An 11,678-nucleotide genomic window follows, 5' to 3' on the forward strand; every position below is an offset into this window, starting at 1 on the left:
AGGGCGGACACCTTCGCGGTGCCAATTTCGAGTCCTACTACCAGTTTTCTGTCCGTTGCCTTGATCATTGTGGTTTAGCCTGTGCCTGGTTCTGTTGCTGATTACTGTCCTGTGGCTCTATCGGTGCTGCTGCCCAGCCTACTGCGGCGCCGGAGTCGTAACGCAGATCAACATAAGTGATGCGTTTGTTTTGACTCTGGCCCTGCTGCTGCAGATCCGGATAAAGCTCAATAAAACGGTTCAGACGCTTCATGGTGTCGCTACGTCCCAGTTCAATGCGCACATCGTCACTGGTCACCAACTGCCATGAGCGCCGCGCCGTCATTGACGCGACCTTCAGGGTAAACTTGTTAGCCTTAAGTACATCACTCATGGTGTGATAGCCGGCTAACACCTCATTTTCACTGCCTTCCGGGCCATACAACATTGGCAGAGTTTCTTTGCCAACATGGCTGGCCGGAACGCTGAAGGAGACGCCATCGGCGTCCACCATGTGCGAGTCGTTCCAACGTGCCACCGGAACGTACTCCACCAAATTTATCTTCAGCTCATCAGGCCACTGCTTACGCACACTGACCTGCTTAATCCAGGGTAAACGCTCAATCTGCTGCTGAAGGATATCCACGTTTTGCGACATGAACGTCCCCGGCGCGCCGAGCGACAAGATAGCCTGGCGAATATCATCGTGCGTGGTGTAGTGGGTTTGCCCGGTCACCACCAGCTTCGAAAGCGGCAAGCGCGACGCGTCATTCATCCACTTCAGCACCACGAGGCCACCGGCCACCATGATCCCCACCACCATCAACAGGAACACGATGCCAAACAGTCGTGCACCGTTGCTGCGCCCGGAACTCGCACGTTCCTGAGGCTCATTCTTGCGTACACGTATCGCCGCCTGAGACATATCAGTCAGCCAGCTCCAAAATACGCGCCACCAGTTGCGGGAAACTGTATCCCGCCTGCTTTGCAGCCATTGGCACCAGGCTATGGCTGGTCATGCCAGGCGAAGTGTTCACTTCCAGCAACTGGAAATTACCGTCGCCATCCGCCATCACATCCACACGACCCCAGCCGCTGCAACCCAATGCGCGCCAGGCTGCCGAGACTAATTTCTGCAATTCCGCTTCTTTTTCCGCACTCAATCCGCTCGGGCAGAAGTATTCAGTATCGTCAGAAATGTATTTAGCTTCATAGTCATAGAACTCGCTGGCAGTTTTAATTCTGATTGAAGGCAGAATTTGCTCGCCAACAATGCCAACTGTGTACTCTGCACCGCTAAGAAATGCTTCAATCAGCACATCATCATCATGACGAAATGCCTCTTCCAGCGCCGCAGGTAACGCATCAGCGTGATTAACGCGACTGATACCCACGCTTGATCCTTCACAGCTTGGCTTGACGAACAGCGGCAAACCCAAAGCTTCAATGGATGCGAGGATTTCAGCATCTAAACCCTGCTCATGCTGCTGGCGCGTCAACCAGACGAATTTGCCAGAAGGTAATCCCCTGCCCTGCCACAACAATTTGCTGCGCAGTTTATCCATGGTGATAGCAGAAGCCATCACGCCGCTGCCGGTATAAGGCAGTTGCAGGAACTCCAGCACGGCCTGCAAGGTGCCGTCTTCGCCGCCGCGACCATGCAACGCAATAAAGGCTTTGGCAAAACCTTGCTGTTTCAGTTCGAGTACCGAAACATCACGCGTATCGACGGCATGGGCATCAATGCCCATTTCGCGCAGTCCAGCCAGCACCGCAGTGCCAGACATCAACGAGACTTCGCGTTCAGCCGAGGTACCGCCAAGTAATACCGCCACTTTCTCAGTCATGGCGCGCCTCCGTCTTAACCGCAGGCTGAAGCTGGTTATCGGCCAACTTGCGCGCAATCTTGCCGATGTTACCTGCGCCTTGCACGATCACCAGATCATCACCCGACAGCAGCGGTGCCAGAGCATCTGGCAATGCGTCATGCTCAGAAACTAAAATCGGATCAACCTTGCCGCGATTACGAATTGCGCGGCACAGAGAACGGCTATCCGCTCCCGGAATTGCGGCTTCGCCCGCCGGATAGACATCCAGCATCAGCAAAACATCAACCTGCGACAGCACATTGGCGAAATCATCAAACAGGTCGCGGGTACGCGTATAACGATGCGGCTGGAACACCATCACCAGCTTCTTATCAGGCCATCCCGCACGTGCGGCTTTGATGGTGACATCCACTTCAGTCGGATGATGACCATAATCGTCCACCAGCATCGCGCTGCCTGCATTGCCGTTGACCGCCGCAGTATCAAACTCGCCGAGAACATCGAAACGGCGCCCTGTGCCCTGGAAGCTCTCCAGCGCAGCCAAAATCGCGTTATCTTCAATACCTTCTTCGCTGGCAACTGCTACTGCTGCAGCCGCGTTTAACGCGTTATGACGACCCGGCGCGTTCAAGGTCACTTTCAGCACCGGCTTATCCTGACGGATCAAGGTGAAGTGCCCTTGCGCGCCACGCTGCTCGTAATTTTCAATGCGCACATCCGCGTCATCGCTAAAACCGTAGGTGGTCACCTGGCGACCAACGCGCGGAATCAGATCACGGATCACCGCATCATCAACACACATCACTGCACGACCGTAGAATGGCAAGTTGTGCAGGAAGTTGATGAAGGTCTGCTTCAGGTTCTCAAAATCGCCCTGATAGGTATCCATATGATCGGCTTCGATGTTCGTGACAATCGCCACCATCGGTTGCAGATGCAAGAACGACGCATCGCTTTCATCCGCTTCCGCGATCAGGTAGCGGCTGCTACCAAGACGCGCGTGCGTTCCCGCTGCTTTAACCAGGCCGCCGTTAACGAAGGTTGGATCCATGCCGCCTTCGGCATAAATGCTGGTGACCATCGCGGTAGTGGTGGTTTTACCGTGGGTACCCGCAACCGCGATGCCGTGACGGAAACGCATCAGTTCAGCCAACATCTCAGCGCGACGAATCACCGGAATACGCTGCTCACGCGCGGCGACCAATTCAGGGTTATCCTGCGCGACCGCCGTCGATACCACCACCACGCTCGCGTCGGTGACGTTTTCCGGGCGATGATTGAAGTAAATCGTGGCGCCCAGCGAGGCCAGATGCTGTGTTACTGGGTTCGGTGCCAGATCAGATCCGCTGATGTGATAGCCTTCGTTCGCCAACACTTCGGCAATACCGCCCATGCCAGCACCACCGATGCCGACAAAGTGAATGTGCCGGACGCGACGCATCTCGGGCACAATAGAACGCAGTTTTGCCAATTGTTGTGTATTCATCTGTTTCAATTACCTGTTTTTCCCGTTTGTGCCGTTTTAGGGCACAGGCCAAATCAACTGGCCGATTAACTATTTCGCGACGCGCGCCACTTCTTTGGCAACCCGATCGGTTGCATCGGGGATCGCCACCTGACGGGCTTTTTCAGCCATCGCCAACAAGGTGCCACGATCCCAATGACGCAGCGTGTCCGCTACCACAGCTGCGGTGAACTGCGGCTGCTCGAAAATTTTGGCTGCGCCCGCTTTTTCCAACGGCAACGCATTCCAGTACTGCTGACGATCTTTGTGCTGAAACGGCACAAAAATCGCCGGTAAACCTGCGGCAGCCACTTCGCTGACCGTTAATGCACCGGAACGACACACCACCACATCCGCCCACGCATAGGCTTCGGCCATGTCATCAATAAACTCGGTGACTTTGTGCTGCGGCTGCCCAGCATCGCGATACGCCTGCTGCACGATATCCAATCCACCTTTGCCGGTTTGGTGCCACAGCGTAATCGCGTCGCCCAACTCAGCGGCCACTTGCGGCAATGTCTGGTTGAGGATGCGTGCGCCCTGGCTACCACCAACGACCAGCACGCGAATCGGGCCAGTACGGCCACTCAATCGCTCCGCCGGCAATGGCAGCGCTAATACATCAGTGCGCACCGGATTACCCACCACTTCAGCGGTTGGGAATGCGCCCGGAAACGCCTGCATCACTTTAGTGGCAATTTTCGCCAGCCACTTGTTAGTCAATCCGGCAATGCCATTCTGCTCATGCAACACCACCGGAATACCGCAGCTCCACGCGGCTAAACCGCCCGGCCCCGATACGTAACCGCCCATGCCCAGCACCACATCGGGTTGCCAGTTTTTCATGATGCGACGCGCCTGACGCCACGCATTAAAGATGCGTACCGGTGCCAGCAACTGCGCTTTGACGCCTTTACCGCGCAACCCGCTGATGCGGATAAAATCAATTTCGATGCCATTTTTTGGCACCAAATCCGCTTCCATACGGTCAGCGGTTCCCAGCCAGCGCACCTGCCAGCCTTGTTCCATCAGGTGATGGGCAACGGCCAGACCGGGGAACACATGTCCGCCAGTACCACCTGCCATGACCATCAGCCGTTTGACACTCATCGAACACCTCGGGTAAACGCCTGCGCTTTCGCCAGACGCGTTTCGTAATCAATGCGCAATAAAAATACGATGGCGGTCGACATGATGATCAGACTCGAACCACCGTAACTGATCAGCGGCAGCGTCAGACCTTTGGTCGGCAGCATACCCGCCGCCGCACCAACGTTAACCAGCGCCTGGAAGCTAAACCACACGCCAATTGAGCAAGCGAGGAAGCCAGAAAAGCGCTGATCGATCTCCAGAGCACGGCGACCAATCGACATCGCGCGAAAAGCGACGAAGAATACCATCAACAGCGCCAAAACCACACCGACATAACCCAACTCTTCACCGATGATCGAGAAGATAAAGTCGGTATGTGCTTCCGGCAGATATTCCAGTTTTTGTACCGAATTACCTAAGCCCTGGCCCCAGAACTCACCGCGACCAAACGCCATCAAGGACTGCGTCAGCTGATAGCCGCTACCGAACGGATCTTCCCACGGGTTCCAGAAAGAGGTCACGCGGCGCATACGGTACGGTTCGGCGATAATCAGCAACACCACGGCAAAAATACCGGAGCCGATGATCGCCAGGAACTGCCACATTTTCGCGCCCGCGAGGAACAGCATCGCCAACGTCGTGACGAACAGCACCACCACGGTTCCGAGGTCCGGTTGCGCCAGCAGCAGCACTGCCAGCACCACCATCACGCCCATTGGCTTGCAGAAGCCCCAGAAGTTGTTGCGCACTTCGTCCACTTTGCGCACCAGATAACTGGCGAGGTAGCAGAACAGCGTCAGCTTTGAAAGCTCTGCCGGCTGAATACGCAGCGGGCCAAGCGCAATCCAGCGCGATGCACCGTTTACCGAGCTACCCACCACCAACACGATCAGCAACATAACGACTGAAACCATCAGCATCACGTTGCTGTAGCGCTGCCAGAAATCCATCGGGATGCGCAATGTCACCAGCGCCATACCGAATGCCAAGGCGATATAGAAGGCATCACGCTTAGCAAAGTAGAACGGATCTTCGTTGAGACGTTGCCCAACCGGCATTGACGCAGACGTCACCATCACAAAACCGATTAACGCCAAACCAAAGGTCAGCCACAGCAAGGTGCGATCGTACAGCACCACTGGCGCGTCTTCGTTGTCACGCGCGCCCATCACCCAATCGCGCAAACGCATTGACAGATAGCTAGCAACACCAGAACCCGGAATGCGCATCAGCTCAACTCCTTCGCCAGTTGCGCGAACTGATCGCCACGCTGTTCAAAGTTACGGAACTGATCAAGGCTGGCGCAGGCTGGCGACAACAACACCATATCGCCGGGTTTCACCTGTGCAGCAATTTGCGTCATCGCCTGCTGCAGAGTTTCCGTGCGGGTTGCAATCTCCGGACGCAGCGCGGCTAGCGCATCACCGTCGCGGCCAAAACAGAACAGCTTAACGTTATCGCCTTGTAGATAACGCGCCAGCGGGCTGAAATCAGCCGCTTTACCATCGCCACCCAGCAGCAGCCACAGCGTGCCTTTCACCTGCAAACCATTGAGCGCAGCTTCGGTGCTGCCCACGTTGGTGGCTTTCGAATCGTTAATCCAGCGTACGCCGTTGGCTTCGTGTACCAGTTGGAAACGGTGCGCGAGGCCAGTAAAAGTGGTTAACGCTTTGAGGCTGGAAGCGCGCGGAATATTCACCGCATCGGCTAATGCCAGCGCCGCCAATGCGTTGGTGTAATTGTGCTGACCAACCAACGTCATCTCATCGGTATTCAGGACTTTCTCGCCCTTCGCTCGCAGCCAGGTGCTGCCTTGCTGCTGATTGAGATGGTAATCGCCCAGGTTGATGCCGAAACTGACGCAACGTTGATCAACACCGCGCACTGGCATCGTCATGCCGTCGTCTGCATTCACCACGCAGACGCTAGCGTTTTCATAAATACGCAATTTTGCCGCACGGTATTGCTGCATGCCGAGCGGATAGCGATCCATATGATCCTCAGTCAGATTGAGGATCGTTGCGGCAGCTGCTTTCAAGCTGTGCGTGGTTTCCAACTGGAAGCTGGAAAGCTCCAACACGTAAAGTTGTGCTGGGGATTTCAGCAGCGTCAACGCAGGCAAACCAATGTTGCCGCCAACGCCCACCTGCCAACCTGCGGCGCGCGCCATTTCACCGACTAACGTGGTCACGGTGCTTTTGCCGTTGGAACCGGTAATCGCCACAATCGGTGCCTGCGCTTCGCGGCAGAACAATTCGATGTCGCCGACGATTTCGATACCCGCATCCGCGGCTTCACTTAACGCCGGATGAGCCAAGGCGATGCCAGGACTAGCGATAATCAGATCTGCTGCCAGCAACCAATCGCTATTGATACCGCCAACATAGCGCTCCACCGACTCTGGCAACTTGTCCAGACCCGGCGGCGAGACACGGGTATCCATCACGCGCGGCGTAACGCCTTGCGCGAGGAAGAAATCAACACAGGACAGGCCAGTGATGCCTAATCCAATGATGACGACTTTTCTGCCCCGATAGTCAGCCATGATTAACGTACCTTCAGCGTTGCCAGGCCAATCAGCACCAGCATCAGCGAAATAATCCAGAAGCGCACGATCACGCGCGGCTCTGGCCAGCCTTTCAATTCATAGTGGTGGTGAATCGGCGCCATGCGGAAAATACGTTGCCCGCGTAGCTTGAATGATCCCACCTGCAAAATAACTGACAGCGTTTCAACCACGAATACGCCGCCCATGATCAACAGCAAGAACTCCTGACGCAGCAGTACCGCAATGGTGCCGAGCGCGCCGCCCAACGCCAATGAGCCAACATCGCCCATGAACACTTGTGCTGGATAGGTGTTGAACCACAAGAATCCGAGACCGGCCCCGACAATTGCGGTGCAGACAATCACTAATTCACCGGCGTGGCGCAGATAAGGGATATGCAGATATTCAGCAAATTTGACGTTACCGGTCGCCCACGCCACCAGCGCAAAGCCGGCAGCCACGAATACGGTTGGCATGATGGCCAAGCCATCCAGGCCGTCGGTTAAGTTAACCGCGTTGCCGGTACCGACGATGACGAAGTACGCCAGCACCACATAGAACAAGCCAAGCTGCGGCATGATGTCTTTAAAGAATGGCACCACTAATTGCGTGGCTGGCGTGTCTTTACCGGCGATGAACAAGGCAAAGGCGACAGCCAGCGAAATCACTGACATCCAGAAATATTTCCAGCGCGCGATCAGGCCTTTGGTGTCTTTGCGCACCACTTTGCGATAGTCATCCACAAAGCCGATGACGCCAAAACCGACCAGCACCACCAATACGCACCAGACGTAAGGGTTGGACGGATATGCCCACATCAGCACCGAAATGGTGATTGAGGTGAGGATCATTACGCCGCCCATGGTTGGCGTGCCGCGTTTACTGAAGTGTGATTCTGGGCCGTCGTTACGCACCACTTGGCCAATCTGCAACTTTTGTAGCCAGGCAATCAGGCGCGGGCCCATCCACAGAGAAATGAACAAAGCGGTCAGCAGGCTGACAATGGCGCGAAACGTCAGATATGAGAAGACGTTAAAGCCGGAATAAAATGCGACCAGATGTTCGGCCAGCCAGACTAGCATGTTCCTTTCTCCTGTAAGCTCTGTACTACCTGCTCCATGGCGGCACTACGCGAACCTTTAACCAAAATAGTGATGTCCTGATGTTCGGACAGCAATGTGCGTAAACGTTCAGTCAGCGCGGTTTTAGTGGCGAAATGCTCGCCTTTGCCGCTGTTTTCGCCGATCAGTTGGCTGAGAGTGCCGGTACTTAATACGCAATCAATTCCCGCGGTTTTCGCTGCATCGCCAACCTGGCGATGACATTGCTCGGCTTCATCACCCAACTCGGCCATATCGCCCACCACCATCACACGGAAGCCCGGCATATCGCCCAGCACTTGTGCCGCTGCCGTCATCGAACCGACGTTGGCGTTGTAGCTGTCATCCAGCAGTAATTGTTTTGCATTCAGGCGAATAGGGAACAAACGGCCAGGAACCGGCTGCAAGGTTTTAAGGCCGCTTTGAATCGCGGTCAGCGGCGCATCGACTGAAAGCGCCAGCGCGGCGGCCGCTAATGCGTTAGCAATGTTGTGACGGCCCGGCAAAGGCAATTCCACCGCGATATCACCGCGCGGCGTGTGCAACGTGAACAGCGTGGCATCTGCGCGCAGCACGATTTCACTGGCACGGAATTCGGCATCCGCCATTGGCTGCGGCGAGAAGCGCCACAGCGTTTTATCGACAAATTGGCTTTGCCAGTTGGCAATATCGTTGCTGTCGGCATTGATGATCGCCGTGCCATGTACCGGCAAGCCGCCAAAGATCTCGCCTTTGGCTTTTGCTACACCGGCCAACGAACCAAAGCCTTCCAGATGCGCGGCAGCAAGGTTGTTCACCAATGCGGTTTCTGGACGCACCAAATCAGTGGTGTAAGCGATTTCGCCTTGATGGTTAGCACCCAGTTCAATTACTGCGTAGGCATGATCTTTCGTCAGGCGCAGCAGCGTCATCGGCACGCCGAAGTCGTTGTTCAGGTTGCCCGCGGTATACAGCGTTTCACCACACTGGCGCAGAATCGCGGCAGTCATCTCTTTGACCGAGGTTTTACCAGATGATCCGGTTAGCGCAACGACGCGTGCTTTCGCTTGCTGGCGCACCCACGCGGCGAGTTGGCCGAATGCAATGCGTGTATCAGCAACCACCACTTGCGGCACCGAAACGGTCAGCAACTTGCTGACCAGCAGCGCCTGTGCACCGTTAGCAATCGCATTGTTAGCAAAGTCATGGGCGTCAAAACGCTCACCAACGATTGCCACAAACATGCTACCGGCGGAGACTTTGCGCGTATCGGTGGTGACGTCGGCGATGGTTAAATCCGCGCCGTGCAATTGACCTGCACTGATATCCGCCAGTTTTTGTAGAGTGATTGGAATCATGCCATCACCCCCAATAAACGGGCGACGGTATCGCGGTCGGAATAATCCAGACGGCGGTTGCCGATGATTTGGTAATCTTCGTGGCCTTTACCTGCCACCAGAACGATGTCATCAGCAGCGGCTTGCATTACGGCGTTAGTGACCGCTTGCGCACGTCCAGAAACCACGCGCGCACGGCCCGGATCAAGCAGACCAGTAAGAATGTCATTGACGATCGACATCGGTTCTTCACTGCGTGGATTGTCATCGGTGATTACCACGATGTCGGCAAACTGCTCTGCAATCGCGCCCATCAATGGACGTTTACCTTTATCGCGATCGCCACCGCAGCCAAATACGCACCACAGTTGACCTTTGCAGTGCAGACGCGCCGCTTCCAGCGCTTTTTCCAATGCATCTGGCGTATGGGCGTAATCAACCACCACCGTTGGTTTCCCTTCCGCCGTGAACACTTCCATACGACCGCAAACCGGCTGTAGCTGAGAAGCGGTCGCCACCAGCGATTCAAGTGGATAATCCAGCGTTAACAAGGTTGCCAGCGCCAACAGTAAGTTGCTGACGTTGAATGCCCCCATAAGGCGACTATCAAACTCACCGTCGCCCCAGCTGGAGCTGAATTGAATATGCGCGCCGCCGTCGTGATAGTTCACGGCTGTGGCTTTGAGCCAGCGACCACGACAACCCGCCTGTAAATTGTTTTCCATGGTGACCGCGACAGCATCTGGCAGGTTCGCCAGCCAGCGACGGCCCACTTCGTCATCGGCATTGATGATCGCTTCGCCAATCTGATGCTCAGAGAACAGCAGCCATTTGGCGGATTCGTAGCCCTGCATATCGCCGTGATAATCAAGATGATCGCGGCTGAGGTTAGTGAATACCGCTGCGGCAAACGGCAAGGCAGCAACACGATGCTGCACCAGACCGTGCGAGGAAACTTCCATTGCCGTGAGCGTTGCGCCCTGCTCAACCAAATCGTTCAGCACATGCTGAACATCCACGGCCGAACCGGTGGTATTTTCGGTTGCGATTAATTGGCCATACAAACCGTTGCCTACGGTGCCCATCACGGCACCGGTTTCACCCAGCAAATTGGCCCACTGCGCCATCAACTGCGTGGTGGTGGTTTTACCGTTAGTGCCGGTCACGCCAATTAACTTTAATTTTTCAGCCGGCTGCTGATAAAAACGTCCAGCCAGTGCAGAGAGACGCTGCTGCAACTGCGCCAGATAGATAACCGGGACGCCGTGCATCTCGCGGATATCACCATCGCTGGCTTCGCCTTCGGCTTCGGCAATCACTGCCGCCACGCCTTGGGCAATCGCCTGCGGAATAAAACGACGTCCATCTGCATGATGGCCCGCCACGGCGATAAACAGATCGCCAGCAGCCGCAGCGCGGCTATCCAGTGTCATGTCACGGAGTGGACGTGCCGGCGCACCCGGCACCCATGGGGCCAGTAAATCGCGCAGGTTACGATCTGTCACTTGGATCCTCACTTCTATTCTTCACCAATTCGTTTTTATCGACTGTTGGCAACGCATCAGGTTCGATATTCATGGTGCGCAGCACGCCGCCCATGATTGCGCCAAACACCGGTGCAGAAACCGCACCACCATAATATTTACCGGCTTGGGGATCGTTGATCACCACCACCAGCGCAAAACGAGGGCGACTGGCAGGCGCTACGCCTGCGGTGTAAGCAATGTATTTATTAACGTAACGGCCATCCGGTCCAACCTTCTTGGCGGTACCGGTTTTAATGGCAATGCGATACCCCTTTATGGCCGCTTTAACACCGCCGCCGCCGGGTAACGCTACGCTTTCCATCATGTGCATCACCGTTCTCACCAGGTCTTCCTGGAAAACGCGTTCACCCGCCACTGGCGGGTCAACTTTGGTGATCGACAGCGGGCGATTGATGCCGTAGCTGCCAATGGTTGCGTAGACTCGCGCTAACTGTAACGGCGTTACCATTAGCCCGTAGCCGAAAGAGAAGGTGGCCCTCTCTATGTCAGACCACCGTTGTTTTTGAGGGTATAAGCCACTACTTTCCCCGACCAGCCCCAAATTGGTCGGTTTACCCAGTCCAAAGCGCGCGTAAGTATCTACAAGTGCTGAGGAGGGCATCGCTAACGCCAAACGTGAAACCCCGACGTTACTCGACTTCTGTAAAACCCCGGTAAGGGTCAATTCGTTGTAGCGCGCCACGTCTTTGATCTCATGACCATTGACGCGGTACGGCACGGTATTCAGTACGCTGTTCTCTTTCACCACACCGCGCTGCAAAGC

General features: G+C 55.6%; 11 protein-coding genes. All 11 read right to left on the minus strand.

The annotated features are described in order from the left end of the window. Positions 1–68, minus strand: a 68-nt coding sequence (locus ABDW13_RS22395; protein ID WP_343554729.1) for a hypothetical protein, incomplete at its 3' end; no start/stop codon positions are given. Beyond that, a complete protein-coding gene (gene ftsQ / locus ABDW13_RS22400) occupies positions 65–904 on the minus strand; it encodes a cell division protein FtsQ (protein WP_343554719.1) in 840 nt (279 codons plus the stop codon). The genes ABDW13_RS22395 and ftsQ, both read right to left, overlap by 4 nt. Before the next feature lies 1 nt (position 905). Beyond that, on the minus strand, positions 906–1,826 hold the full coding sequence (locus ABDW13_RS22405; protein ID WP_343554720.1) for a D-alanine--D-alanine ligase: 921 nt from the start codon (positions 1,824–1,826) through the stop codon (positions 906–908). Next, positions 1,819–3,294 (minus strand): UDP-N-acetylmuramate--L-alanine ligase, encoded by a 1,476-nt coding sequence (gene murC, locus ABDW13_RS22410; protein ID WP_343554721.1) that lies wholly within the window; start codon positions 3,292–3,294, stop codon positions 1,819–1,821. The genes ABDW13_RS22405 and murC overlap by 8 nt, the downstream gene beginning before the upstream one ends. A gap of 69 nt (positions 3,295–3,363) precedes the next feature. After that, complete coding sequence (murG, locus tag ABDW13_RS22415) at positions 3,364–4,422, minus strand: undecaprenyldiphospho-muramoylpentapeptide beta-N-acetylglucosaminyltransferase (RefSeq protein ID WP_343554722.1); 1,059 nt, start codon at positions 4,420–4,422, stop codon at positions 3,364–3,366. After that, on the minus strand, positions 4,419–5,633 hold the full coding sequence (gene ftsW / locus ABDW13_RS22420) for a cell division protein FtsW (RefSeq protein WP_343554723.1): 1,215 nt from the start codon (positions 5,631–5,633) through the stop codon (positions 4,419–4,421). The genes murG and ftsW overlap by 4 nt, the downstream gene beginning before the upstream one ends. Further along, a complete protein-coding gene (gene murD, locus ABDW13_RS22425; RefSeq protein ID WP_343554724.1) occupies positions 5,633–6,949 on the minus strand; it encodes a UDP-N-acetylmuramoyl-L-alanine--D-glutamate ligase in 1,317 nt (438 codons plus the stop codon). The genes ftsW and murD overlap by 1 nt, the downstream gene beginning before the upstream one ends. Positions 6,950–6,951: 2 nt before the next feature. After that, positions 6,952–8,034, minus strand: a complete 1,083-nt coding sequence (mraY, locus tag ABDW13_RS22430) for a phospho-N-acetylmuramoyl-pentapeptide-transferase (RefSeq protein ID WP_343554725.1) — start codon at positions 8,032–8,034, stop codon at positions 6,952–6,954. Then, positions 8,028–9,389 (minus strand): UDP-N-acetylmuramoyl-tripeptide--D-alanyl-D-alanine ligase, encoded by a 1,362-nt coding sequence (gene murF, locus ABDW13_RS22435; RefSeq protein ID WP_343554726.1) that lies wholly within the window; start codon positions 9,387–9,389, stop codon positions 8,028–8,030. Before murF ends, mraY begins: the two co-directional genes overlap by 7 nt. Next, positions 9,386–10,873: a UDP-N-acetylmuramoyl-L-alanyl-D-glutamate--2,6-diaminopimelate ligase gene (gene murE / locus ABDW13_RS22440; RefSeq protein WP_343554727.1), complete on the minus strand. Its 1,488-nt coding sequence runs from the start codon at positions 10,871–10,873 to the stop codon at positions 9,386–9,388. Before murE ends, murF begins: the two co-directional genes overlap by 4 nt. Then, positions 10,860–11,678: penicillin-binding transpeptidase domain-containing protein (locus ABDW13_RS22445; RefSeq protein WP_343554728.1), on the minus strand; the 819-nt coding region annotated here is incomplete at its 5' end. The genes murE and ABDW13_RS22445, both read right to left, overlap by 14 nt.

Origin of the sequence: Pantoea sp., from assembly GCF_039594315.1 — a bacterium.
Lineage (GTDB): Bacteria > Pseudomonadota > Gammaproteobacteria > Enterobacterales > Enterobacteriaceae > Pantoea.